22 protein-coding genes are annotated in these 25,136 nt (G+C 71.4%); 8 read left to right on the plus strand and 14 right to left on the minus strand.

What is annotated here, in order from left to right; genetic code table 11:
• Positions 1–65: 65 nt before the first annotated feature.
• The 5 genes from LXM90_RS21755 to LXM90_RS21775 form a co-directional block, all read right to left on the minus strand.
• A complete protein-coding gene (locus LXM90_RS21755) occupies positions 66–1,952 on the minus strand; it encodes a CHASE2 domain-containing protein (protein ID WP_234081043.1) in 1,887 nt (628 codons plus the stop codon).
• Positions 1,949–2,470, minus strand: a complete 522-nt coding sequence (locus LXM90_RS21760) for a FecR domain-containing protein (RefSeq protein ID WP_020091686.1) — start codon at positions 2,468–2,470, stop codon at positions 1,949–1,951. Before LXM90_RS21760 ends, LXM90_RS21755 begins: the two co-directional genes overlap by 4 nt.
• 23 nt (positions 2,471–2,493) lie before the next feature.
• Positions 2,494–3,174, minus strand: coding sequence for a Crp/Fnr family transcriptional regulator (locus tag LXM90_RS21765; RefSeq protein ID WP_020091685.1), 681 nt, complete (start codon positions 3,172–3,174; stop codon positions 2,494–2,496).
• Positions 3,175–3,484: 310 nt separating this feature from the next.
• On the minus strand, positions 3,485–3,625 hold the full coding sequence (locus LXM90_RS21770; protein WP_020091684.1) for a hypothetical protein: 141 nt from the start codon (positions 3,623–3,625) through the stop codon (positions 3,485–3,487).
• Between the two features lie 89 nt (positions 3,626–3,714).
• Positions 3,715–4,194, minus strand: coding sequence for a cupin domain-containing protein (locus LXM90_RS21775; RefSeq protein ID WP_042675771.1), 480 nt, complete (start codon positions 4,192–4,194; stop codon positions 3,715–3,717).
• A gap of 233 nt (positions 4,195–4,427) precedes the next feature.
• Here LXM90_RS21775 and LXM90_RS21780 point away from each other — a divergent pair, with 233 nt between their 5' ends.
• Positions 4,428–5,858 (plus strand): sensor histidine kinase, encoded by a 1,431-nt coding sequence (locus tag LXM90_RS21780; RefSeq protein ID WP_020091682.1) that lies wholly within the window; start codon positions 4,428–4,430, stop codon positions 5,856–5,858.
• Entirely contained in the window at positions 5,855–6,520 is a 666-nt protein-coding gene (locus LXM90_RS21785; RefSeq protein ID WP_026604713.1) for a response regulator transcription factor, read from the plus strand. Before LXM90_RS21780 ends, LXM90_RS21785 begins: the two co-directional genes overlap by 4 nt.
• 33 nt (positions 6,521–6,553) lie before the next feature.
• Here the strand turns inward: LXM90_RS21785 and gyrB are convergent, their stop codons facing one another.
• The 5 genes from gyrB to LXM90_RS21810 all read right to left on the minus strand — a co-directional run bounded on the left by gyrB (position 6,554) and on the right by LXM90_RS21810 (position 13,009).
• Positions 6,554–8,998: a DNA topoisomerase (ATP-hydrolyzing) subunit B gene (gene gyrB / locus LXM90_RS21790; protein WP_020091680.1), complete on the minus strand. Its 2,445-nt coding sequence runs from the start codon at positions 8,996–8,998 to the stop codon at positions 6,554–6,556.
• A 178-nt stretch (positions 8,999–9,176) separates the two neighbouring features.
• Positions 9,177–10,139 carry an aldo/keto reductase gene (locus tag LXM90_RS21795; RefSeq protein ID WP_020091679.1) on the minus strand — a complete coding sequence of 321 codons (963 nt, stop codon included), beginning with the start codon at positions 10,137–10,139 and terminating at the stop codon, positions 9,177–9,179.
• Between the two features lie 5 nt (positions 10,140–10,144).
• Positions 10,145–10,789: an MBL fold metallo-hydrolase gene (locus tag LXM90_RS21800; RefSeq protein ID WP_020091678.1), complete on the minus strand. Its 645-nt coding sequence runs from the start codon at positions 10,787–10,789 to the stop codon at positions 10,145–10,147.
• Positions 10,790–10,890: 101 nt separating this feature from the next.
• Entirely contained in the window at positions 10,891–11,274 is a 384-nt protein-coding gene (locus tag LXM90_RS21805; protein WP_020091677.1) for a hypothetical protein, read from the minus strand.
• A gap of 67 nt (positions 11,275–11,341) precedes the next feature.
• The gene (locus LXM90_RS21810; RefSeq protein WP_020091676.1) at positions 11,342–13,009 is read right to left on the minus strand and encodes an alpha-amylase family protein; all 1,668 of its coding nucleotides are present in this window, start codon (positions 13,007–13,009) and stop codon (positions 11,342–11,344) included.
• A gap of 156 nt (positions 13,010–13,165) precedes the next feature.
• Between LXM90_RS21810 and LXM90_RS21815 the strand changes: the two genes are divergently transcribed.
• Positions 13,166–16,210 (plus strand): penicillin-binding protein 1A, encoded by a 3,045-nt coding sequence (locus LXM90_RS21815; RefSeq protein ID WP_234081044.1) that lies wholly within the window; start codon positions 13,166–13,168, stop codon positions 16,208–16,210.
• A gap of 28 nt (positions 16,211–16,238) precedes the next feature.
• On the plus strand, positions 16,239–17,300 hold the full coding sequence (locus LXM90_RS21820; RefSeq protein ID WP_020091674.1) for a hypothetical protein: 1,062 nt from the start codon (positions 16,239–16,241) through the stop codon (positions 17,298–17,300).
• A 15-nt stretch (positions 17,301–17,315) separates the two neighbouring features.
• Here LXM90_RS21820 and LXM90_RS21825 read toward each other — a convergent pair whose 3' ends face one another.
• Complete coding sequence (locus LXM90_RS21825) at positions 17,316–17,534, minus strand: hypothetical protein (protein ID WP_020091673.1); 219 nt, start codon at positions 17,532–17,534, stop codon at positions 17,316–17,318.
• A gap of 268 nt (positions 17,535–17,802) precedes the next feature.
• On the opposite strand from LXM90_RS21825, the gene LXM90_RS21830 reads away from it, so the two are divergent.
• Positions 17,803–18,051 carry a hypothetical protein gene (locus LXM90_RS21830; RefSeq protein ID WP_012317333.1) on the plus strand — a complete coding sequence of 83 codons (249 nt, stop codon included), beginning with the start codon at positions 17,803–17,805 and terminating at the stop codon, positions 18,049–18,051.
• A 176-nt stretch (positions 18,052–18,227) separates the two neighbouring features.
• Complete coding sequence (locus LXM90_RS21835; protein WP_026604712.1) at positions 18,228–18,866, plus strand: hypothetical protein; 639 nt, start codon at positions 18,228–18,230, stop codon at positions 18,864–18,866.
• A 15-nt stretch (positions 18,867–18,881) separates the two neighbouring features.
• Here the strand turns inward: LXM90_RS21835 and LXM90_RS21840 are convergent, their stop codons facing one another.
• Positions 18,882–19,460: a polysaccharide biosynthesis/export family protein gene (locus tag LXM90_RS21840; RefSeq protein ID WP_020091671.1), complete on the minus strand. Its 579-nt coding sequence runs from the start codon at positions 19,458–19,460 to the stop codon at positions 18,882–18,884.
• 189 nt (positions 19,461–19,649) lie between these two features.
• Between LXM90_RS21840 and LXM90_RS21845 the strand changes: the two genes are divergently transcribed.
• Positions 19,650–21,869, plus strand: coding sequence for a GumC family protein (locus LXM90_RS21845; protein ID WP_020091670.1), 2,220 nt, complete (start codon positions 19,650–19,652; stop codon positions 21,867–21,869).
• Positions 21,870–21,881: 12 nt separating this feature from the next.
• On the opposite strand, the gene LXM90_RS21850 is transcribed toward LXM90_RS21845, so the two are convergent.
• Positions 21,882–23,033 (minus strand): GNAT family N-acetyltransferase, encoded by a 1,152-nt coding sequence (locus LXM90_RS21850; RefSeq protein WP_020091669.1) that lies wholly within the window; start codon positions 23,031–23,033, stop codon positions 21,882–21,884.
• A 273-nt stretch (positions 23,034–23,306) separates the two neighbouring features.
• Here LXM90_RS21850 and LXM90_RS21855 point away from each other — a divergent pair, with 273 nt between their 5' ends.
• On the plus strand, positions 23,307–24,368 hold the full coding sequence (locus LXM90_RS21855) for a polysaccharide deacetylase family protein (RefSeq protein ID WP_020091668.1): 1,062 nt from the start codon (positions 23,307–23,309) through the stop codon (positions 24,366–24,368).
• Positions 24,369–24,393: 25 nt separating this feature from the next.
• Here LXM90_RS21855 and LXM90_RS21860 read toward each other — a convergent pair whose 3' ends face one another.
• On the minus strand, positions 24,394–25,050 hold the full coding sequence (locus LXM90_RS21860) for a DUF2155 domain-containing protein (RefSeq protein ID WP_020091667.1): 657 nt from the start codon (positions 25,048–25,050) through the stop codon (positions 24,394–24,396).
• Positions 25,051–25,136 lie beyond the last annotated feature (86 nt).

A 25,136-nucleotide genomic window follows, 5' to 3' on the forward strand; every position in this document is an offset into this window, starting at 1 on the left:
CTGTGACCCGGGTCACAGTTTCAGTGTGATCCTCCGGCCGGTCAGCGACGCGCTCGGGGGAGCGGCTAGGACGTCGTCGCGCGCGGGTGGCGCAGCCAGACCTCAAGGGGCTGGCTGCGGCCGCGGATCGCCGCGGTCCGGCTCTCGAATCCTCCCTCCGACCGCTCGAGCCCGGCCGCCTGCGCCAGCTCGGCGCTGAGTGCCAGGCGAGCGTGGGCGTCCGCCGCGACCGCCAGCAGGCGGCTCGCCACGTTGACCGTGTCGCCCGTCGCGGTGATGTGCTGGTTGGTGTCGCTGCCGAGGCGCGAGAGGATCACCGGCCCGTAATGCGCGCCGATGCGCAGATCGAGGGCCGGCCCGGATCCGTGCAGGACCGGGCTGTCCGCGACCCAGGCGCGCGTGCGGACGATGAGTTCCTCCGCGGCCTGGACGGCGTGCGCCGCCTGGTCCGGGTCCGGATCGAGGGCGCCGAACAGGATCATGGCGCCGTCGCCCATGAAGTTCACCACGACGCCCCCGCGCAGGGTCACCGCTTCGTCGACGAGATCGTGGAACGTCTTGAGCATCGCCCGCGTCCGCGCCGGGCCGAGCTGCTCGCTCCGGCGCGTGAAGCCGGTGAGGTCGACGAACAGCACGGGGATGTCGCGCGCGATCGGCTCGGCGAGGTAACCCGGGTCGCGCGCGAGCCGCTCGGCCAGGGCGGCAGGCTGCATCCGCCGCAGCACCTGCTCGGACCGCGCCACGCGCGCGCTCTGGCGGCGCTCGAGCGTCTGGCGGCCGACCGCGCAGACCAGCGCCGGCAGTCCCACGGCCGCGAGCGGCAGGGCGGCGCTCAGCCAGATGCCGTGGGCGAACGCGACGGCGCCCGCGGCGAGCCATCCTGCCGTCGCGAGCAGGACCAGGATCAGGCCCGGGCCCGGCGGCAGCACCGCGATGGCGAGCGCGGACCCGACCGCCAGGAGGACCGAGGCCGCGGCGTCTCGCTGCCGCACGCCGGCGTCCCGGACGAGGGCGTCCCCCGTGGTGAGGTGGGCGATGCCGGTAGCGAGGAGTTCGACGCCGGGCAAGACGGGATCGAACGCGGTGGCGAAGGTGTCGCCGCCGCCGAGCGCGGTGACGCCGATCACGACGATGCCGTCCGAGAGCGCCGCGGCCGGCGCCGTCCCGTCGAGGAGGGCGGCCGCGCTCACCGTCGCGATCGTGCGTCGCGGACCGTAGGGGCGCAGCGGAAGGTGGTAGCCGAGGTCCAGCGACAGGGCGCGGTCGCCGATCTGGACGCGCCCCTTGCTGAGCACGGGGTCGTTGCGCGCCGCCAGGGCGGCCGCGCGCAGCACGAAGGACGCGGCGACGCCGTCGGCCGTGCGCACGACCAGGGGGAGATGGCGGGGTACGCCGGACGCGTCCTCGGCGACGTTGACGACACCGGACGCGACGTCTTCGCCGAGCTTCGGCGACGGCCGGTGGAGCGCGGTGGCGAACGGGATGCCGTCCTCGCTGGCGCTCCCGTCGAAGACCGCAGCCGAAGCCAGGATCGCTGTGGTCTTCCCGAGGGCGACGGCGAGCGCGCTGTCCGCCTCCGGCTGCCGCCCCGCCTCGAGGAAGAGCACGTCGACGGCGATCACGCGCGGGCGGGCCTCCGCCACCCGCTCGACGATCCGCGCCATCGTGGTCCGCGAGACCGGGAAGCCGCCTTCGCGCCGCACCGTCGCGTCGTCGACCGCCACCACGGTGAGGTTGGCGGGCGGCGTGCGCGGGCCGGCGAGCCGCAGGCGCAGGTCCGTGAGGGCGGATTCCAAACGATCGAGGGGCGTCGCGCGCCCGGTGAGATGGAGATGGCCGAGCCAGGCGCCCCAGGCGAGCGCGCCGAGCGACGCGGCGAGCAGGAAGACGCGCCGCGCCAGCCGGAAGGTCCGGTCGGGCGTCGGAGCCGCCGGCCGACCGGCCTCGCTCAACGCCCGAACCGCTCGAGCAGACTCCTGACGCGCTCCTGGGGCCAGCGCCGGACCTCCAGAGGGTCGCGGCCGTCATCGACGTCGACCCCCTCGCCCGGCCCGAGCGTGACGGCGACCTGCGGGTCGGTGCGCCGGGCGACGTCGACCCGTCCCTGGGCCACGAAGACGGAGGTGCGCGCCCGCGTCACGTCGACGGCGTAGACCGTGCCCCGCACCGAGGCCACCGCGTGGGGGGTGAGGATCTGGAAGCCGTCGCGGCGGACGCGGCGGCTCGCCGGGATGGTGACGAAGACCGCGTTGCCGCCGATCTCGGCGCCCTTGAGATGTCCGTCACCGTCGGGTCCCACAGGGCGCAGGCTGCCCGCGCGCTCGGTTTCGAGCGTCAGGCCGTCGGCGCAGTGCAGGATCCGCAAGGGCGGATCGAAGCGCGTCGTCTCCGTACATCGCGTCTGCGCTGCGGCGCTCGACGCCGCGATGGTGAGGGCGGCCGTGGCCGCCAGGCGCGCTGTCGTTCTCATGCGGTGAAGCCCTGTCGCCCCGATCATGTCTGCGCCCGCGCGCCCAGCGCGACGAGCCGGTGTGAGGCCCGCACGGTGACGCGCGCGCGGCCGAGATCGATGAGGCCCGATCTCTGCCAGTCCTGCAGGACGCGGTTCACGCTCTCCCGCGCCGCGCCGACGAAGGCCGCGAGTTCCTGCTGCGTCACCTGGATCTCGGCGCCGTAATCCTCCGACAGCATGATCAGGCGCCGGGCGAGGCGCATGTCGAGCGGCAGCAGCGTCGCCTCCTCCATGCGCGCGCTCATCCAGCGCAGGCGCTGGCACAGCAGGCCGATGATCCGGACCGCCAGGGCGGGATCGCCGTGGAGCAGTTTGAGGAAGGCCCGCCCCTCGACGACGAACAGGTCGGCCGGCTCGAGCGCCACGGCCTCGGCGGTCCGTGGATGGCCGTCGAGGAAGGCGATCTCGCCGAAGACGTCGCCCGGCCCGAGCAGGTTGAGGGTGACCGCGCGCCCGTCGTCGGAGCCGGCCCCGATCCGGATCTGCCCGCGCCGCACGGCGTAGAGGGCATCGCCCGGATCGCCCTTCTGGAAGAGGATCTCGTGTCGCGCGAGGCTGCGCGTCGTGCAGAGCCCGGCAATGGTCTCGATCGCCTCCGGACCAAGCTCAGCGAAGAACGCGTTGGCCTTCAGAAACCGAACGAGCGTGTGCGGCGTGCTCACGACTGCATCTCTCCGGCCGTCGAGCTGGGGCTTATGCGCGTGTCGAGGGCCGATTAGCAAGGCTTACACTGCGAGAGCGGAGGAAGATCATGGGCTCCGCCCGCGGGCGTGCTCACGGCGGCGACGATTGTTACAGGCCGCGCGCCCGCTCCAGCATGCCGGTGGCCCGTCCGCCGATCACCCCGCACGGCGCCTGGCTGTCGCCGGCGGCCGCGCGGGGCAGGATCGAGGCGTCGAAGACCGTCCGAACGTCGCGGCCCGCTCGGGCGGTGCAGCCCTGGAGCCGGTCGGTGACCGCGGCAGCACGGATTCAGTCCGCCCTCGCCGCGCCGGACGGGCGGAACGCCCGCGCGCTGCCGCGGGCGCGGCAGAGGTCGGCGCGGGCCGCGTTCGCCGTCACGTCGGCCGGGTGGGACAGGTCGTTCGCCTCGATGACCGGCGGCGTCGCCATATCGGCGCGCCGCGCGCGATCAGGCCTCTCGAGAGCGTCTGCGGCGGGTCGGAGCGACTGTCGCGCGCGGATCGTACCCCCGTGGACGATCACTTGTCCGAGCGCGTCTTCCTCGGATCGTCGGAGGGATTGATGTAGTCGAGCCCGAAGGGCCCTGTTCCCGAGACCTGGATCACGGCCGGGTCGCGCGTCGTCCACAGCGCGTGGGGCATCTCGGCCGGCAGATACAGGAAGGCACCCGGCCGGAGAGACTGACCCCGGCTCGCGTCGATCGTCTTCCCCATGTCGTGGACGAGTGTGCCGGACAGCAAGGTCACGCTCTCGTCGGTCGCGTGCGTGTGCGGAGCGATGACGTAGTTCGGCGGGAACCGGAGCCTGAGCGTGAACGGTCCGGGCTTGTCCGGATCGCCGGCGATGATGCTGATCTCGCTGCCCTTCGGGAGGGAGGGCGGCGCGGCGCGCCACTGGACGGCTTCGTCACCGGTGACCATGACCATCTCGCCCGCGCGCGCGTCCGGCGCGAGGCATGCGAGGAAGAGGACGAGACAGCAGCTCTGGCGCAAACGCATCGACAATCTCCAGATCGGCGCTGGGGCGAGCCCGGATCGAACCTGTCCGCTGACGCCGAGCCCACTCTACCGTCGGCGGCGCTCGCGACAGGGTCCGTCCTGTTAGACCGCGCGCCTTCGGACCCGCTACGGCAGAACGCCCGTACCGACCCGGGCAAATCGCACGACCTTGCCGGAGACCCTTCCAAGACGGTCGCGCGCTCGCGTACTCTCGGCCTTTCGGGAGAACACGGGTGACACCCTTCAGGCTCAAGCAGGTCCTGGCCGTCTGGGACGCGCGCGAGCTGGATCTCAAATGGGCCCTCGTCGGACGCATCGCGCTGATCGCGATCCTCTGCGCTGCCGGAGCGGCCGCCTACGCGATGCACGACGTCGCGGCGAAGACCCGACAGCGGAACGCCGAGACGGCCGATGAGGTGCATAAGCAGCTCCGCCTCCAGCTCCTGCGAATCGAGCGGGCAGCCGACATTCCCCAACGCTTCCCGGATTGGGAGATCATCACCCGGTACGCTCTGCAACCGGGCCAGTGCGTGCAGCTGATCCCGGCGGAGGCCGGTCCGACACGGTCGAGCTGCTTGGGCGTCGAGGCGCACGCGCGCGCCGCACCCGACTGGTTCGCGACGCTCTACCGGTTCCTCTTCTTCGCCGGATCCACCGTCAGCCTGCCGCTCGAGCATCAGGGGTCGCGGATCGGGATCGTCGAAGCGGACTTCGATCCCGACGCGGTCGTCGGGTCGGCGTGGATCGTGCTGAAGCAGGTGTCCGGCGCTCTCGCGGCCATGACCGTCGTCCTGTGCGTGCTGGTCTACGGCGCGGTGGCGCACGCGCTGCGTCCCGCCAACGAGATCCTGATCGGTATCGATCGCGTCGCGAAGGGCGACCTCGCGTGGCGTCTGCCCAGCCTCCGCCTGCGCGAGCTCCGACGCATCGCGACGGTCTTCAATCAGCTCGCCAGCCATCTCCAAGTCGCCACGCGGGAACGTGCCGAGCTCGCGCGCCGGCTGATCGATGCCCAGGAGCAGGAGCGGCGGTGGCTGTCGCTCGAACTGCACGACGACGTCGCGCAGCGTCTGACGGCGTTGAGCCTTCTCGCCCGGTCGATCCAGGAGGGCGCGCGCTCCTCGTCGCCTTCGGTCGTGGCCGAGAGTGCCGAACTCGCCACCATGGCGTCGGACGCCGTGCGCGCGCTCCGGAGCACCCTCGCCGCACTCAGGCCGCCCGAGATCGACGATCTCGGGCTGCGGGTCGCGCTCCGGAGTCTGATCGCCGCCCAGGCGCAGCGCGCCGGGGGCCGGATCCACGTCACGCTCGCGGCCGACGCGCAGGCCGATCGCCTGCCCTCCGACGCGGCGGCCCATATCTACCGGATCGTCCAGGAAGGCCTCACCAACGCCGTCCGCCACGCGGCCGCGCGCACCGTCGCGATCGCGCTGAACGTCGCGGAGACCGACGGCGGCGCCGAGGTCCAGCTGATCCTCACGGACGACGGGAGCGGCGCCCCCGTGGAGGCGCTGGAGCGCCCGCATTCCGGTCTCGGCCTGCTCGGCATGCGCGATCGCGTCCACGCGCTCGGCGGGCAGATCGTGACGGAAACGGCCCCGGGCGGCGGGTTCCGCTTGCGGGTCCGCTTTCACGCCGCGCTCGCGGGCGACGAGGTGTCATGACCAAACGGCGCATACGCGTGATGCTCGTCGACGATCACGCCGTCGTGCGGGAGGGCTATCGGCGGCTCCTGGAGCGGCAGCCCGACATGGAGGTCGCCGCCGAGGCCGGGGACGGCGCGGAGGCCTATCGCGCCTACCGCATGGTGGAGCCGGACGTCGTCATAATGGACATCAGCATGCCCGGCCGCGGTGGGATCGACGCCATCCGGCAGATCCGGCAGGTGGATCCGAGCGCCCGCATCCTCGTCTTCAGCGTGCATGCCGCGGTGAGCTACGCGCTCCAGGCCATACGCGCCGGCGCCCGCGGCTACATTACCAAGAGCAGCGCTTCGGATCTCCTCATCGAAGCGGTGCGAAGCGTGTTCGCCAACAAGCTGACCCTGTGCGCGGAGATCTCGCACCTGCTGGCCGCGAGCCGGCTGGCGGAGGAGACGTCGCCGATCGACCAGCTGTCGCCTCGGGAATTCGAGATCCTGCGGATGATCCTCGACGCACGGCACACGGACGCGATCGCGGCCGATCTCAGCCTCTCGCCCAAGACCGTCGCGAACTATCACTACGCCATCAAATCGAAGCTCGGCGTCAGCTCGGACGTGGAACTCGTCTACTGCTGCATCCGGTGCGGGCTGATCGATCCCTTCGCGGTCGTCGGAGCGGACTAGAACGCGCGGGCGCGCGGCCCGCAGCGGTATGCGTCACACGTCCAGGTTCGCGACGCTCAGCGCGTTCTCCTGGATGAACTCGCGCCGGGGCTCGACCACGTCGCCCATCAGCTTCACGAACAGGTCGTCGGCATCGGTGACGTCCTTGACCTTGACCTGCAGCAGTGAGCGGACGTCGCGGTCGAGCGTGGTCTCCCAGAGCTGCTGGGCGGTCATCTCGCCGAGGCCCTTGTACCGCTGGAGCTGAAGGCCCTTGCGGCCGAAGGCCATCACGGCCTCGAAGAGCGCTACGGGCCCGTGCAGAACCGTCTCGTCGGACTTCCGCATCAGCGTGGCCGGCTCGCCGTAGATCTCCCGGAAGGCATCGGCCCGCTCGGAGAGGCGCCGGGCCTCCTGCGAGGTGATCAGGCCGGCGTCGAGGGTCGAGACCTGGCGAACGCCCCGGAGCGTCCGGCTGAGGCGATAGCCGCCCTCGAACGACTCGCCCTGCCAGCCCCGCTCGATCTCGTCGGCGATCGCGTCGAGCCGGCGGGCGGTCATGTCGGCCAGGACCTCGGCCTCACCCGCCCGCGACGCCGCCTCGGCATCGAAGGCGCCGGCCAGCACCGCCTGCTCGACCACGGAGCGGTCGTAGCGCGTGTGCAGGCCCTGCAGGATGCTCCGGAACGTCCGGGCCTCCTCGACGAGGCTCTTGAGCTGCGCCCCGGCGAATTCCGCGCCGGTGGAGAGTCGCAGGATTGCGCCGTCGGTGCCCTGGTCGATCAGGTAATCCTCGAGGGCGCGCTCGTCCTTCAGGTAGATCGCCCGGCGCCCGCGCTCGGCTTTGTAGAGCGGCGGCTGCGCGATGTAGAGGTGGCCGCGCTCGATCAGCTCCGGCATCTGCCGGAAGAAGAAGGTGAGCAGCAGAGTGCGGATGTGCGAGCCGTCCACGTCCGCGTCGGTCATGATGATGATGCGGTGGTAGCGCAACTTCTCCGGGTTGAAGCCCTCCCGGTCCGTGGAGGAGCGCCCGATCCCGGCGCCCAGCGCCGTGATCAGGGTGCCGATCTCCGCGGAGGACAGCATCCGGTCCGCGCGCACGCGCTCGACGTTGAGGATCTTGCCGCGCAGGGGCAGCACGGCCTGGAAGGTCCGGTCGCGGCCCTGCTTGGCCGAGCCGCCGGCGGAATCGCCCTCCACCAGCAGGATCTCGCACTTGGTCGGGTCGCGCTCCTGGCAGTCGGCGAGCTTGCCGGGCAGCGAGGCGATGTCGAGCGCGCCCTTGCGGGTCACGGTCTCGCGCGCCTTGCGGGCGGCCTCGCGGGCGGAGGCCGCCAGCACCACCTTGCCCATCACCGACCGCGCCTGGCTCGGATTCTCCTCGAGCCACGTGGACAGGCCCTCGTTGAGCACGTTCTCCACGGCCGGGCGCACCTCGGACGAGACGAGCTTGTCCTTGGTCTGCGACGAGAATTTGGGGTCCGGCACCTGCACCGAGATGACCGCGGTGAGCCCCTCGCGGCAATCCTCGCCGGTGAGCGAGACCTTCTCCTTCTTGGCGATGCCCGACGACTCGGCGTAGCCGGTGACCTGCCGGGTCAGGGCCGCCCGGAAGCCGGCCATGTGCGTGCCGCCGTCGCGCTGCGGGATGTTGTTGGTGAAGGGCAGGACCGTCTCGTTGAACGAGTCGTTCCACCAGAACGCGACCTCGACGCGAATTCCATCGCGCTCGGAGCTGACGACGACGGGACTCGTCATCCCGTCGATCGGCTTGCGGGAGCGGTCGAGATACCGGACGAAGGCCTCGATGCCGCCCTCGTAGTACAGCTCCTCGCGCTTCTTCTCGGCGTGGCGGGCATCGGTCAGGACGATGCGGACGCCGGAATTGAGGAAGGCGAGCTCGCGCAGGCGCTTCTCCAGCGTGCCGTAGTCGAACTCGATCATCGTGAAGGTGTCGGTCGACGGCAGGAAGGTGACTTCCGTGCCGCGCCTTCCGTTCCCGGGCCCGATGATCTCCAGGGGTGCCACGGCGTCGCCGTGGCGGAACTCCATCGCGTGCTCCTTGTCGTTGCGCCAGATGCGCAGGCGCAGCCACGACGACAGGGCGTTCACCACCGAGACGCCCACGCCGTGCAGGCCGCCGGAGACCTTGTAGGAGTTCTGGTCGAACTTACCGCCGGCATGCAGCTGGGTCATGATGACCTCGGCCGCCGAGACGCCCTCCTCCTTGTGGATGTCCACCGGGATGCCGCGCCCATTGTCGGAGACCGTGCAGGAACCGTCGGCGTTGAGCGTCACGGTGACGAGGTCGGCGTGGCCGGCCAGGGCCTCGTCGATGGCGTTGTCCACGACCTCGTACACCATGTGGTGGAGGCCGGAGCCGTCGTCGGTGTCGCCGATATACATGCCGGGCCGCTTGCGGACGGCGTCGAGGCCCTTCAGCACGCGGATGGATTCCGCGCCGTAATCGGCGGGCTCGGTCTGGGGGGTGTCGGCCATGAACTTCCTCGGCAGGCGGGCCTGATCGCGTCGGTGGCAGATGCGCCCTCGGGCGCCCGCGCCTGAACTCTCGCTTGGTCCGCCTGATATAGGGGTTCCGCGTTGAGATTGCACGATTTTACGGGTCCGCGGCGGGCCCGTCCCGTCGCTTTTGTGACGCCCGTCGCTTAACGCTGCGTTAGCCCTCGATGCCGCCCGCGCTCGCCGCATCCAGGCGGTCGATCGCCCCGGGTGCGAGCGTCAGCCGGACGGCGCCGAGCAGCTCGTCGAGCTGCGCCACGGAGGTCGCGCTCGCGATGGGCGCGGTGATGCCGGGGCGGGCGATGATCCAGGCGAGCGCGACCTGGGCCGGACTCGCGCCGTGGGCCTGCGCGACCGAATCGAGGACGTCGAGCAGCGCGAGGCCGCGGGGGTTCAGGTACTTGGCGACCCGGTTCTCCCGCGGGCGTCCCGCCGCGTCGTCGGCACTTCGGTACTTGCCGGTCAGGAAGCCGGCCGCCAGGGAGAAGTAGCCGATCACGCCGATCTGCTCGGCCCGGCAGAGCGGCTCAAGCTCGGCCTCGTAGCCGCGCTGGGCGAGGCTGTAATCGGGCTGCAAGCACTCGTAGCGCGGCAGGTCCGCGGAGGCCGAGACCGCCAGCGCCTCCGCGAGCCGGGCCGCGGTGTAGTTCGAGGCGCCGATCGCCCGGACCTTGCCGGCCGCGATCAGGCGCTCGTGCGCCCTCAGGGTCTCCTCGAGGGGCACCGCCGCGTCGTCGAGATGCGACTGGTACAGGTCGATCCGGTCGACCCCGAGGCGCCGCAGCGAGGCCTCGCAGGCCCGCTCGATATGGGCTGCCGAGAGGCCCTGGCCGGCCTCGCCCAGGTCCATGCCGACCTTGGTCGCCAGGACGATCCGGTCACGCGCGCCCGGTCGGGCCGCGAGCCACTTGCCGATCACCGTCTCGGATTCCCCGCCGACGTGGCCCGGGGCCCAGCGCGAGTAGACGTCGGCGGTGTCGATGAAGTCGAAGCCGCTCTCCACGAACCGGTCGAGGATCGCGAAGGACGCGGCCTCGTCGGCCGTCCAGCCGAAGACGTTGCCGCCGAGGCAGAACGGCGCGACCGTCAGGTCGGAGCGGCCGATGCGGCGCCTGTCCATGCGCGTCAATCCTGCAGGAAGGGGTTGGACACGCGCTCCGCGCCGAGAGTGCTGGTCGGTCCGTGGCCGGGGATGAAGGCGACGTCGTCGCCCAGCGGCAGGACCTTGTCCTTGATGGCGCGGATGAGCTGCTCGTGGTTGCCGCCGGGCAGGTCGGTGCGGCCGACCGAGCCCTTGAACACCACGTCGCCGACGAGGGCGAAGCGCGCGTCCCGGCTCACGAACACGACGCTGCCGGGCGAGTGGCCGGGGCAGTGGAGGATGTCGAAGCCGAGCCCGCCGACCGTCACGGCGTCGCCCTCGTCGAGCCACCGGTCAGGCGTGACGGGCCGGGCGGCGCCGAGGCCGTAATTGGCCGCCGTCTCGGGCAGGGAATCGAGCAGGAACTTGTCGGCCTGATGCGGGCCCTCGATCGGCACGCCGAGGCGCTCGCGCAGCTCGTCGGCGCCGGCGGCGTGGTCGACGTGCCCGTGGGTCAGCAGGATCTTCTCGACGGTGACGCCCTGCTCGCGGATCGCCGCCTCAATACGGTCGAGGTCGCCGCCGGGATCGACGACGGCGCCGACCTTGGTGGCGTCATCCCAGATCAGGGTGCAATTCTGCTGGAAGGGCGTGACCGGGATGATCCCGGCGCGTGGCGTACCTGGCATGTCGTCCCGCGTGTTGGTGGCGCCGCTCCGGACGCCCTCCGCCCCAGTTTAGCGTAGAACGCCGGTGGGCGGCACCCTGCGCGGCACCCTGCGCGGCACGCTCAGGCCGCGTCGCCCCTGGGGCGGCGCAGGCTGTCGTGAAGCGCCAGCATCTCGGCCATGCCGAGCGACCGCGAGCTCCAGCGGGTCTCCGCGGCGTTGACCTGGGTGAACCGGTCGTGGGACCGCCCGCCATAGGCGCCGAACAGGGCTCTGCCCGCCTCGACGGCACCGTCGCCGGGCGCCGTCTCGTCCGGCCGGTCGATCCGGTAGGACGGCGTCGGGGAACGGCCGGTCACGCCGATCCGCACCCAGGCGTCGCCGTGATGCTTCTGGCACATCCGCATGGTGCTCAGGACCTGGCGCAGGTAGGCCTCGCCGTCGGCGAGATCCGGCAGGACGTCCGCGATCGTCGCGTCCGGGGGATGATGCTTCGTCCGGGCCATGTCCCACCTCGCTCCGGCCTGTCCTACCGTGTCGGCCGGCCGAGGGCGAGCCGGGCCCCGGTATTCCTCACGTCGGCCGCCGCTTCAGCAGCGCGTCGAGCCCGCCGACGCGGAACCAGTGGTAGCCGTATCCCTCCAGGAACAGGCAGTGGCGGCCGTCGTCCTTCACTTCGCTGCGGGCGCCGGTGAGCAGGTCGACGAGGATGTCGTGCTCGCGATCCTCGGATCCCGACGCCATCGCGACCTCCACGGGCTCCGGCGCCAGGTTGTGGACGCACAGGATGGCATTGCCGCGCCACGCGTAGCGCAGCGCCAGGACCGACGGGCGCCCGGTCTCCATCGCAACGACGTCGCCCCAGCCGATCTCCGGCGCCTCTTTGCGCTGCCGGATCATGCTCTGCATCCAGTTGAGCAGCGAGCCCTCCTCGTGGCGCTGGTCGGCGACGTTCACGTGCGCGTAGCCGTAGGGGCCGTGGTCGATCAGGGGCAGGACGGTGCGCCGGGCCGTCGAGAAGCCGCCCTGGTGCTCGCTCGTCCACTGCATCGGCGTGCGGGCGCAGTCGCGCTCCGGCAGAGCCAGCTCGTCGCCCATGCCGATCTCGTCGCCGTAGCGCAGCACCGGCGTTCCCGGGAGGGTGAACATCAGCGAGTAGGCGAGGCGGATCCGGCGGGGATCGCCGGCCAGCATCGGCGCGAAGCGGCGGCGGATGCCGCGGTCGTAGAGCTGCATCCCCTTCTCGGGTCCGAAGGCGTCGAACACGCTCTGGCGCTGCTTGTCGGTGAGGCGTCCCAGATCGAGCTCGTCGTGGTTCCGCAGGAAGATGCCCCACTGGCAGGAGAGCGGGCGCGGCTTCGTCCGCTCGATCGCCTTGACGAGGGGCCGCGCATCGTGGGCCGCCAGGGCGTAGAAGGTCGCCTGATTGACCTGGAAGTTGAACATCATGTGCATGCGGTCGGCGTCGTCGCCGAAATAGTCGAGGTCCTGCTTCGGCAGGATGTTGGCCTCGGCCAGGATGATCGCGTCGCCCTGGCGCCACTGCAGGAACTCGCGCAGGTCGCGCAGCATCTCGAACTGCTCGCGGGGCTTGCCGCCGACATCGGCGCCCTTCTCGGCGATGACGAACGGCACCGCGTCCATGCGGAAGCCGGAGACGCCGAGCTGTATCCAGAAGCCCATGATCTTCAGGATCTCGGCCAGCACCTCCGGATTGGCGGTGTTGAGATCGGGCTGGAAGTTGAAGAAGCGGTGGAAGTACCAGGCCTTGGCCTTCGTGTCGTAGGTCCAGGTCGTCTCTTGCACGCCCGGGAAGACCATGCCCTCGTCAGCGCTCGCGGGGCGCTCCTTCGACCAGACGTACCAGTCGCGGTAGGGCGATTTGGGGTCGGACCGGGCCGACTGGAACCACGGGTGCTGGTCCGAGGTGTGGTTGACGACGAGGTCGATGAGGACACGCAGGCCCCGCTGCTTGGCGGCGTGCGTGAAGGCGACGAAGTCCCCGAGCGAGCCGTAATCCGGATCGACGCCGTAATAGTCGGCGATGTCGTAGCCGCCGTCCTTCTTGGGCGAGGGCTGGAACGGCATCAGCCAGACCGCGGTGGCGCCCAGGCCCTGGATGTAGTCCAGCCGGCGTTCAAGCCCGGCGAAGTCGCCGATGCCGTCGCCGTTGGCGTCCATGAACGTGCCGACGGACAAGCAGTAGATGATCGCGTTCTTATACCACAGGTCGTTGATCATGGGCCCCCCGGCATCGTCGCGCCTCACGAACGTGGGAGCCGGCCAAAGCGTTGCCGTGCGGCGTCTCCTTAAATCAGCCGCGTTGTGCACGCCCTGTTCAGGCGCGCTTCCGAAAGGTCCGCGCTCGCCCCGTCGCGTCCCCCGAATCCGGCCCGTATGAACGCCATCCTGATCAAGCTGTTCGCGACCGCCCTGACGCTCAGCCAGGTCACGACACGGCCGGACGCGGTCCGGACGCAGTTCGATCCCGCGACGGACGGCCCGGAGGTGGTGCGCCTGCTGCGCGACGGCTGCGCCCACATGCGCAAGGCCTTCGACATCGAGGACATCAATCTCGACGAGTTGATCACCACCGCGATGGAGGATCCGTCCACGGTCGCCGGTCCGGCCGCGCCGAAGATCCTGCACGGTCTCGACCTGACCGAGCTGAACACGAGCTACAAGCAGTTCTGCAAGGGCGAGAACCCCGCGAACTCGCCCTTCGACGCGAAGGCGGTGATCGAGTTCTACGACAACGCCACCAAGGATCTGCCCAGCGCCGAGGCCCTGCGCGACAAGGCCCTGCCGGGGATGACCCGGATCCTCGACGGCGCCGGCAAGCCCTTCGCCGAGGCGTCGGAGCCGAACGGCCGCCGCATCGTGGTGCCGATCACGGCGGTCCCGAACCTCGTCCAGAAGGCCTTCATCGCCGCCGAGGACAAGCGCTTCGAGACCCATCACGGCATCGACGAGCGCGGGGTGATCCGCGCCTTCATCGCCAACCTCGCCTCGCCGGGGCGGCCGGCGGGCGGCTCGACCATCACCCAGCAGGTGGTCAAGAACCTCTCGGTCGGCGACGACGTCACCTACGAGCGCAAGATCCGCGAGATGATCGTCGCGTCGCGGCTGGAGCGCATCCTGACGAAGCCGCAGATCCTGGGGCTCTACCTCAACGGCATCTATCTCGGCCGCGGCGCCTACGGTATCGAGATGGCCGCGCAGAGCTATTTCGGGAAGCCGGTGGGGCAGCTGACCCTGCCGGAAGCGGCGCTCCTCGCCGGCATGCCCAAGGGGCCGAACTTCTACAGCCCGGACAAGTACCCCGACCGCGCGCGGGAGCGGCGCGCCTACGTGCTCGCCCGCCTCAAGGAAGAGGGGACGATCACCGAGGCCGAGATGAGCGCGGCGATCAAGTCCGATCTCGGTCTGAAGCCGATCGAGACCGCGCGGCGCGATTCCGGCTTCTACGTCGTGGATTTCCTCAATCGCGAGGCCCGGACCTTCGCGGGCGTGGATTCGCTGACCTCCGGCTCGCTGACCGTCCGTTCGACGATCAACGCGGGACTGCAGCGCGCCGTCGAGGACGCCCTGCAGGACGGCCTCGCCAATTACGAGCGCGGCACCGGCCGTCAGGCCTTCACGGGGCCGGAACTCAACCTCGTCGACAGCGTCCGGCGGATCCAGGCGGCGACGCCGGCCCCGGAGGGCTCCGCCTCGGCCGCGCCCGCCGTCACCGGCGCGCGGCCGGAGGCCGCGAAATCCGACGCCAGGCCGGAGGCCGGGCCGGCCGCGAAGCCGCGCCGCGGCGAGAGGGTCGCGGCCGTGCCGCAGAAGAAGCCGGCGTGGCTGCTGGCGCTCGAGAGCGCCCGCCCGGTCCTCTACGACGTTCACTGGCCGATGGCGGTGGTGCTGGAGACCGGCCGCGGCGGCGTGAAGGTCGGCCTCGCCGATGGCCGCACCGCCTCCCTCGACCCCGGCATCGCCCACGGCAAGCTGCAGCCCTACGACGTGATCCGCGTGAAGGTCAGCGCCGGCAAGGGCGGCCCGCGCGCGCAGCTCCGGGTCCGGCCGACCGTCCAGGGCGCGGCCCTGGTGCTGGAGAACCAGACCGGCCGGATCCTCGCGATGGCCGGCGGCTTCTCCTACCCGCTGAGCCAGCTCAACCGGGTCACCCAGACGGTGCGCCAGCCCGGCTCGACGCTGAAGCCGCTGACCTACCTCGCCGCGCTCAACGCCGGCCTGCAGCCGAACACCCTGGTGATGGATTCCGCCGTGACCCTGCCGCCGATCGGCGGGGCCGGCGATTCCTGGTCGCCGAAGAACTACGAGGGCGGCGGCTCGGGGCCGACGACCCTGCGGCGCGGCCTGGAATTCTCCAAGAACCTCGTCACCGCCCGGCTCCTCCAGGGCGGGATCGCCCCGAAGGCGCCGGCGAGCCTGAAGCGGGTCTGCGACATCGCCCTCGAGGCGCAGATCTACGCCGAGTGCGAGCCCTACTACCCCTTCGTCCTCGGCGCGCAGCCGGTGCGGATGCTCGACCTCGCGGGCTTCTACGCGGCGGTGGCCAACGAGGGCGCCCGCCCGGCGCCCTACGCGCTCGAATCGGTCGAGCGGGACGGCAAGCCGCTCTACACGCACGCCGCCAAGGAGCCGGTGCGGATCGCCTCGGCGGACCGCGTGGCCTTCTACCAGCTGAAGACCATGCTGCAGGGCGTGACGCAGCACGGCACGGCCGCGGCGCTCGCGAAGGTCTCGGCCTACGTGGCCGGCAAGACCGGCACCTCGGAGAACGAGAACGACGCGTGGTTCGCCGGACTGACCAATGAGATCAGCGTGGTTGTCTGGGTCGGCTACGACAACGCCGACGGCACCCGCAAGACGCTCGGCCGCGGCCAGACCGGCGGCCACGTCTCGGTGCCGATCGCCTCGGCGATCCTGCAGGCGGCCTGGGCGAACGGTGTCGCCAAGACGCCGCTGCGGGGCCCCTCCCCCGAGGCGCGCCCGTTCATCGCCGACCTGCCGATCGACCCGCGCAGCGGCGTGCGGATCGCCGGCGGCGGCTTCCTCGAGCATTTCCGCACCAGCGGCGACGGGCGCATGGCGGACACTCAGTACCGCCTCGTGCCGCGCGAGACGCTCTACGCCATGCGGCCCGACGCGCAGGACGGCGACCTCGCCGGCGACGACGGCGCGAGCGTCGCGGGCGACTACTACGGCAACATGACCGGCGAGCGGCCGCGATCCGACTTCCTCGACCCGTTCGGCGAGCGTCCCGCGCCGCGCAGCCGCCGCGCGCAGGGCGACGTGGATCTCTACGGTCAGGATCCCTACAAGCCCTGGCCGGGCCAGACGAATCGCTCGCCCTTCGGCGGGGACGACGACGCGCGCCGCCCGCGCCGCCGCGATCCCGACTACCTGTTCGGCGAAGACCCCGGTTACTGACAGCCCTCCCCGACAGACGAGAATCCCGTTGCGCCAGCAGCTTCCCGCGGCCCTGGCGGCCGCCCTCACGGCCGCGCTCCCGGCCCTCCCGGCACGCGCCCAGACGCCCGCCGCCAACACCGCCCCGGCGCCGGGGCCCGAGCGGATCAAGGAGGTGCCCTCGGTCACGGCCGTCGATCCGGCCGCGATCAAGCCCGGCCAGATCCTGTTCACCGACCATCGCGACAACCCATCGGCGCCGGAGAACGGCCTGATCCCGTACCTCGACTGGCTGAAGGCGCGGCCGGCCGAGGCGGCGGCGCTCGCCCCGTATCCCGGCTACAAGGAGCCGGACTACACGGTCACGGTGAACGGCGTGACCAAGCCGCGGCACGAGACCCTGAAGGTCTACGTCGCCGAGGGGCGCTTCGTCGTCTCACGGCCGCCCGAGGCGATCGACCTCCAGGCCTTCGCCAACCTCGCCTTCGTGCAGAAGATGGATCCGGCGATCAAGCACCGCACCCTGGCGGTCGCCGACGTGACGCCCAACAAGGACCCGGCCGCCGCCTTCGCCAAGCGTCCCGACCGTCCGTGGTGCGAGGGCGCCGGCGCCTGCATCGAGTCGCGCTACGACCTCGAGGGCAAGCTGCCGCTCGGCGTGAAGCTCGCCAACAAGCTCGAGGAAGGCTCGACCAAGAAGATCGCCGAGTTCGTCTCGTTCCAGAGCGAGCTGCGGGTGCTCGGGCCGGACCAGGGCGACCGTCTCAAGGCGCTGACCAAGATCGACACCGCGGTGACCGGCGGCCTCGAGCAGACGATCTTCTGGGTCAACCAGATCCTGCGCTTCGGCAAGTTCCTGGCCGTGTTCCAGCCGATGCCGAACGACCCGACCAAGACGGTGGTCACCACCTATATGGCGCTGGCGATCAAGGGCGACGTCCTCGACCGCAAGGCCGAGTACGCCCGCGTGCCGGTACTCAAGAATCTGCTGCCCGCGCAGGTGCTGATGGGCAATTCCAGCTTCAACACCGGCAACTCGATCAGCGCCGGCCTGCCGGTCTACGCCCGCAACCGGATCGCCACCTTCGCGGACGCACTCACCAAGCGGTGACGCGCCGCGCGCGCCTCACATCCCGCGGTTGCCGATCGTCGGCAGCGTCGGCTGGGTGTAGGCGCGGTTCACGTCGCGGCGGGTCTGGGTGCCGTTGGTGTTGCCCGAGGCCCGGTAGTTGTCGAGGTTGAAGGTCTCGGCGAGGCCGCTGCGGGAATCCGGGCCGTCGCTGGTGCTGCAGGCGCAGAGGCCGCCGAGCGTCAGCGCGGAGAGGGCGAGAAGGGTCAAGCGCATCGCGTATCCTGAAAGCGGGCCGTGGCCGGCCCGCGACCGGCCACGGCCGGAGCGGCCCTCACGGGACGTCTCGCGGCATGGTCAGCGCGGAGGCGCCTCCGTCAAGGTCGCGCGCAAGATGTAAATCCGTTCTGCCGCCTCCGATGCGCGCCGGCCACGGAAAATCCACCACAGACCCGGATTGCGGCGGATAGGGCCGGCCAATCGTGTTGAGTTCGGCCCCCTCCCCCTGGCGAATCCCGGTCGTTTCGGGCGACAACCCTCCGCGATGAGCAACGTCTTGCCCTTCCGTCCGCGCCCGACCGTCACCCGCCTCGCTCGCTGCGAAGTTGTGACCGTGGCCGGTGATCTCCTCGCCCTGCTGGAGCAGCTCGAGGATGTGAGCGCCCGCGCCGCCGCGATGGGGCGTCCGGCGATTGAGGTCGAGCGCACCGTCCAGCACCTCTTGGATGCCGTGAGCGCCGTGGAGCGCGCCCTCGACTGCATCGGCGAGGGCGAGCAATCGGCGCCGGGCTAGACCGCGTCCCTGCGCGCTCGGGCGCGCCGGGCTCCTGACCGCGGGGACGTCGAATCCCGCGCCGGCGGGTCGCCGCGGGGCATTCCTAAGCAGACTCTAAATCATCCGGAACCCTCCAGTACGCCTTGCGGTTGAGGGTCGGATGCTCGCGTCGGGCGTCGCTTCCGGAGGGTGCTATGAGGCTTCGCACGAGCAGCTTGCTGGCCGTCATGGCGGCCGGCGGTCTCCTCGCCGGGACGGCGATGCGCGCCCAGGCCGCGGAGGTCGGATTCCTCGAGATGCTGTTCGGCGCCCGGCCGGCCCCGCAGCAGGCCCAGCCGGCTTCTACCCCAGCCCCCGCCTTCGACGGCCGCGCCTTCGGCCGCCACGCGACCCCGCGGCTCGGGGCGGCGCGCCGCCGCTTCCAGACCCGCTACGCGGCGCTCCCGCTCAAGATCCGCGTCAAGGAGCGGGAGATCAGCGAGCGCCAGACCCCCATCGACATGAAGGGCGGCGCGACGGCGGCGCTGCTCAAGGACGAGACGCTGCGGCCGGGCGACATCGTGGTGCTGAATTCCGGCGCCCGGGTGTTCACCGGGAATCCCGACAAGCGCCACGCGATCCGGGATTTCGAGCCGGTCCAGAACTCGCGCTTCGTGAGCCGGGGCACGCGGAAGGTCCTGGCCGGGCTGTTCACGCCGGTCGGCGCCGTGCCCGCGCAGGAGGCGCGGCGGATGATGGCCCGTGCCCGGCAGCCGATGCCCGAGGTGGCGACGCCGATCCCAGCGCAGAAGACCGCCATGCGGGTGATCAACCCGTGGCAGGGCGGGCAGTGACCGGCGCGGCGCCGCTCAGAAGAAGCGTTCCTTGATGACGATCGTGTCGCCCGGCCGGACCGCGTAGGTCATCGGCACGATCCCGGAGATCAGCGAGCCGCCGGCGTCGCGGGTCAGGACGGCGTAATCGCGCGCTGCCCGGGGGCCGAAACCGGCCGCGATCGCCACCGCCGTCTCCACGGTCATGCCGTTGACGAACGGGTACTGACCGGAGGTGGTGACTTCGCCGAGGATGTAGAACGGTCGGTAGGCGTCCACCTCCACGGTGACGTGCGGCTCGCGCACGTATCCGGAGGCCAGCTTGGCCTCGATCGCCTTGGCCGCCTGCGCGGTCGTCTGACCGCCCACCTGCACGGTCCCGATCAGCGGCATGGCGATGCGCCCCGCGCCGTCGACCGCGTATATGTTGGACAGGTTGTCCTGGCCGAACACGATCACCCGCAGCTTGTCGCCCGCCGCCAGCGTGTACCGCGCGGCGATCGAGCCGGTGCCGGTGGCATCGAGCTGGTCGGTGCGGAAGCTCGGCCGCAGGCAGCCGCCGAGCGCCAGAGTCGAGCCGAGTGCGAGGAGCAGAGCGCGCCGGTTCATCACCATCGCCGTCATGGATGCAGTTGCGGGGTGATGTAGGCCGTTAAGGTTAATGAAACTTGATCACCGCGCGACGGAGGCGGTGCCGTCACCGGCCCGCGCGGCCCTTAACTCTTGAGCAACCTTAACATCCACTAATGGCCGCGGGACGGCAGTAATGCCCGCCCGGCCTGTCTCCGCGTTCAGAGCGTCCGCATGTCCACGATCCGTCAACGCTCGATCTACGCCGTGCCCGGATCCCAGCCGCGCGCCGAGGAAGGCCTCGGCCTCGCGCAGCTGCCGCGGATCCTGCGGCGCTCGATCGGCTGGGTCGTCGGGCCGACCCTGGTGGTCGCCCTGGGCGCGAGCGTCTTCGTCAACGTGGTCAGCCCCCGCTACACCGGCGAGGCGAAGGTGCTCCTCGAGAGCCGCGACCCGGCCTTCGCCCGCACCGCGCAGGAGCGCGGCGACCAGCTCGCGCCGATCGACGAGCAGGCGGTGGCGAGCCAGGTGCAGGTCGTGATGTCCCGCGATCTCGCCCGCGAGGCGATCCGCCGACTCAAGCTCGTCGGCAACGCCGAGTTCGATCCCGGCGCGGGCAGCATCGGCGCCGTGCAGCGCGTGCTGATGATGCTCGGCATCGGTCCCAATCCCCTGGACCGCCCCGCCGAGGACCGGGTCCTCGACGCCTACTTCGACCACCTCCTGGTCTTCCCTGCCGGCAAGTCGCGCATCCTGACGATCGAGTTCCGCGCGAAGGATCCGAAGCTCGCGGCCGAGGCCGCCAACACCATCGCCAAGCTCTACATCGGCTCGCTGGAGGCCGATAAGGTCGACACCGCCCGCTACGCCTCCACCTGGCTCGGCGGCAACATCGACGGGCTGCGCAAGCGCGTCGCCGAGGCGGAGGCCAAGGTCGAGGCGTTCCGCGCCAAGAACGGCCTCGTAGGCAGCACCGGCCTGGCCGGGCGGCCGCTCAACGCCCAGCAGCTCGGAGAGCTGTCGAGCCAGCTCTCCGCGGCGCGGAGCCTGAAGGCCGACCTCGACGGCAAGGTGAAGGCCATCAAGGACCTGATCAAGGACGGGCGCGCCTTCGAGATTCCCGACGTCGCCAACAACGAGGTCATCCGCCGGATCGTCGAGAACCGGATCTCCGTGCGCGCCCAGCTCGCCCTCGAGTCGCGGACCCTCCTGCCGGCTCACCCGCGCATCAAGGAGCTGCACGCCCAGCTCGAGGACCTCGACGCCCAGATCAAGGCCTCGGCCGAGCGCGTCGTGCGCACGATGGAGAACGACGCCAAGATCGCGGGCGCCCGGGTCGAGAGCCTCCAGGCCGCCGTCGACGGCCAGCAGGACGTCGTCGTCCGCGGCAACGCCAGCGAGATCCAGCTCCGCGCGCTGGAGCGCGAGGCCAAGGCGCAGCGCGAGCAGCTCGAATCCTATCTCGGCCGCTACCGCGAGGCGGCGGCGCGCGACGGCGAGGCCGCGACCCCAGCTGACGCCCGCATCGTGTCCCGCGCGGTGACGCCCGAGGTTCCGTCCTTCCCGAAGAAGCTGCCGATCGTCGCCTTCGCGACGCTGCTGACGCTGATGCTCTCGGTCGGCGGGGTCATCGCCAGCGCGCTGCTGGCCGAGTCCGGCCGCGCCGCCGGCGACCGCGACGGCGATCCGGCTGACGATCGGCGGCGCCGCGAGCCGGTGCTGGATCGACCGTCCTTCACCTTCCCGGAGGCGACGCCGGCCGCCCGCTGGTCCGAGGCGTCGGGCGCGGCTGCCGCCGCGTCGGCGGCGCCCGCCGCGGCCACGGCGCTCCGCTCCCCCGACACGTTCGATCTCGCGCCGCTCGTCGCGCGCATCGCGGCGGCGCCCCGCGCACCGGAGGCGCAGGCGGGTCGCCGCGTCCTGATCGTCGAGACCGAAGCCCGTCGCGGCGTCCCGACGCTGCCCGAGGCCCTGACCCGCGCCCTCGGTCGCGAGGGGAGCCTCGTCGCCGTCGACCTGAACCTGCCGAACGACGGCACGGCGCGGCTCGGCTTCGCCGACCTCATCGCCGGCGAGGCCGCGTTCCTCGACGTGATCCAGGCACGCCGGGACGGCGGCCAGCATCGGATCGAGGCGGGGCTGCTGGAGTCGACCGTCCTGTTCGACGAGCCCGATGCCCTGGCCCTGACCTTCGAGGCCATGGCCGAGGCCTACGACTGGGTGGTCTTCCGGCTCCACGCCGCGCCGGGGGCCGTCGACCTCCTCGAGCTCGTGGCCGGCTTCATGGACAGCGTCGTCATCGCGTCGAACGCCGATGCCGAGGATCCGGCGCTGGCCGACCTCTACGCCCTCGCCGAGGAGGCCGGCGCGGGGCAGATCCTGGTCGCGCAGGATCGCCCAGCCGCGTCCGATGTCGAGGAGGCGCGGGCGGAGCTGCGCCTCAACGCCGCCTAGGCCGCGCGCCGATCAGGACCGGCGCAAGGTGCGGAGCCGCTTGAGGGCGGCGTAGAGGCGCGGGTCGCGCTTGATCCGCCGTTTCGTCCGCGTCAGGCCCCGGCGCAGGGCGCCGTAGGCCCGGCCCCGCAGGGTGACCGGGATGATCGTCTCGACGAGGCTGATCGTCTCGTCGCAGATGCTGGCCTTGTAGCGCGCCTCGCCGACGCCGAGATCGAAGCCCTGCCGGCCGCGGGCGGTCTGGTCGCGCACGAGATGCTGCAGGAGAAGGTCGCCGGGACTGTAACGGGCGACCTCGGGGTCGCCGTCGAACGCCGTCATCATGCCGCTGAACCGTCGGTCGCTGACGGCACCGCCGAAGGTGGCGAGAACGCGGCCGCTCTCGGCGAGACACAGGGCGTACAGCTCCACGGCGGGCTCTGCGCCGGTCGACGCGGCCGTCAGGAAGGACCGGATCGCGGGATCGGCGTAAGGGTCGGCCACGCCCATGCCGGCGAAGCGGGCCGATTTCTGCGCGAAGAACGCCGCCAGCAGGCGCGCCGCCTCGTCGGCGGACTCGGCGCGGCGGTAGACGATCGCGCCGTGCGCCTCCACGAGGCGCTTCTCCTTGGAGCGCAGCTTCTTCCGGGCGTCCGCGCTGAAAACCCGGCGCACGGTCGCCTCCGGATCCGGCCCGAGCATGAGGCCGTAGCCGTCGCTGGCCTCCGCCTCGCCGGTCGCGGCGAGCGGGTTCGCTGCCCCGTCCCACATCCGGGGCTGGTGCTTGAGCGCGAAGGCGTCGATCCCCTCAGCGCGGCCGGCGCGGATCAGCGCGGCGACGATGCTGCCGGGCCCGATGGCCGCCGCGTCGCGGGTGGCGAAGAGCGGCATGTGATAGTTGGCGTGCGTGCCGCCGACCGTGCGCGCGAGGCGCAGCCCGTGCTCCCGGCTCAGGGTGAACGGGACGAGGATGCGCGGCCGTCCGTCGTCATCCCGCAGGACCGCGACGCGCGCGCGCTCGGCCAGTCCCGTCGCCCGCAGGTAGGCGCTGATCCAGTCGAACCGCTGATACGGCGTGCCGAGGCTCGCCGGATCGGCTTCCAGGCGCCGCCACAGCGCCTCCGCCGCGGTCAGATCGGGGATGACCTCCGCGACGAGCCCCCCGGCGCTGCGCGAATCGACCATGTCCGTTCCCGCTACGTGGACACCGACCGCCATGACCCGATCTCCCGGGGACCGCGCGCGATCCCGTGCCGCGCAAACCCTGACGGCAAGCGGCTGAACAGCCCGTCACTCCGATCGATGATGGCGCGATACCGGCGCCGGACGGTCCGTCAAAGAACAGTCGTGGCTAATGATAGCTTGCTTTCGCCGCGGCCACGCATGCTTTCGGCTTTGTTTACCCGGGCGAGCCAAGGCTGTGCCGAGCTGGGCCGCGGGCCCGAACGGTTCAGGGCCATGCTGTCGTCGCGTGCCAAGCATCGGGTCTTCGCGTCCGGGTTCCGCGCGATCCAGGCGCTCGGGGCGGACCGCTGGCTCAGCCCCGCGGCGCGCGGCCTCGGCGTGATCCTCACTTTCCACCACGTCAGCCCCGACCCGGTCCCGGCCTTCGCGCCGAACCGCCTGCTCGGCATCACCCCCGAGTTCCTCGATCTGACCCTGCGCGAGCTCGATGCCCGCGGCTTCGAGATCATCGGTCTCGATTCGGTGCCGGAGCGGCTGGCCGAACCGGATTACGGGCCGCCCTTCGCGGTCCTGACCTTCGACGACGGCTACCGCGACAACGTCGAGCACGCCCGTCCCGTGCTGGCCCGCCACGGCGCGCCGTGGACCCTGTTCGTCACCAGCGGCTTCGCCGACCAGGCCGGGCGGCTCTGGTGGATCGAGCTGGAGCAGGCGATCGCGCGCCTGGACCGGGTGCGCATCGACGTCGGCGCGCGGAGTCTCGACCTTCCGGCGCGAAGCCCGCAGGAGAAGGCGCTGGCCTTCGAAGCCCTGTACCGCGACCTGCGGCGCGGGGACGAGGCGGACCTCCTCGACCGGATCGCGGCCCTCTGCCGGCAGGCCGGCTTCCCACCCGGACGCCTCGCCGCCGATCTGTGCCTGTCCTGGGCGGAACTGCGCGACCTCGCCGCCGACCCGTCCGTCACCGTCGGCGCCCACACGGTCAGCCATCCGATGCTCGCCAAGCACGCTCCCGCGATCGCGGCGCGCGAGATCGCCGAGGGGCGCGCGCGGATCGAGACGGAACTCGGGCGGCCGGTGCGGCACCTCTCCTACCCGGTCGGGGATCCGACCTCCGCCGGCCCGCGGGAATTCGCCCTGGCGCGGGAGATGGGCTTCGCGACGGCCGTGACCACGCGGCCCGGCCACCTCTTCGCCGAGCACGCCGCGCACCTCCAGGCCCTGCCCCGGGTGTCGGTGAACGGTTGCCACCAGACGCGCGCGGCGCTCGCCGGACTGCTCTCCGGCGTCCCGTTCCTGGCGTGGAATCGCGGGCGACGGCTCAACGTCGCCTGAGGCGACGACCCGCCCGCGGGCGGCGTCAGCGGAACAGCGCGTCGAACAGGTTCTGCGGCTGCTGCTGCGGCGGCGGGGCCGGCGCCGGCCCCTCGTTCGACGGGAAGAACTTGCGCGAGGGCTTCTGGCGGGGCTGCACCGGCACGCCGCGCGGCGCCTCCACGTCCACCTGCCCGTTGGCATTGAGCTGCTGGGCGGTCTTGGTCGCGTCCTTGCCGGGGCGCTTCGCCTTCTCGGGCTTGGCCGCCACGGCCGGGACGTCCTCCTGCTCCTTGGCCTCGGCGATCACGTCGCTGCCGCCCTTACAGTCGACCAGCCACACGTCGTAGATCGGGTGCTCGATCGCGTGCAGGCCGGGGCTCGACGCGAACATCCACCCGGTGAAAATCCGGCGGTACTTGTTGTCGAGGGTGACCTCGTCGACCTCGAGGAACGCCGTGGTCTTGGCGCTCTCGGTCGGCGGGCGCGTGTAGCAGACCCGCGGGGTGAGCTGCAGGGCGCCGAACTGCACGGTCTCGTCGACCGCCACCTCGAAATTGACGATCCGGCCGGTGATCTTGTCGAGGCCGGAGAACACCGCGGTCGGGTTCTTGATCTTGTCGGCGGCGGCGGGGCCGGCGCAGACGAGGAGCGCGAGGCCGGGGGCGAGCGCGCGGCGTGCGAGGGCGATGATGCGGCTCAAGGCTCGGACCCCTGGACGAGGGTGACCGGCCGCGCCAACGGGTGCGCGGCGGGCGATCGGGATTGACCCGTCATGAACACCGGAAC

The organism is Methylobacterium oryzae (assembly GCF_021398735.1).
Classification (GTDB): domain Bacteria; phylum Pseudomonadota; class Alphaproteobacteria; order Rhizobiales; family Beijerinckiaceae; genus Methylobacterium.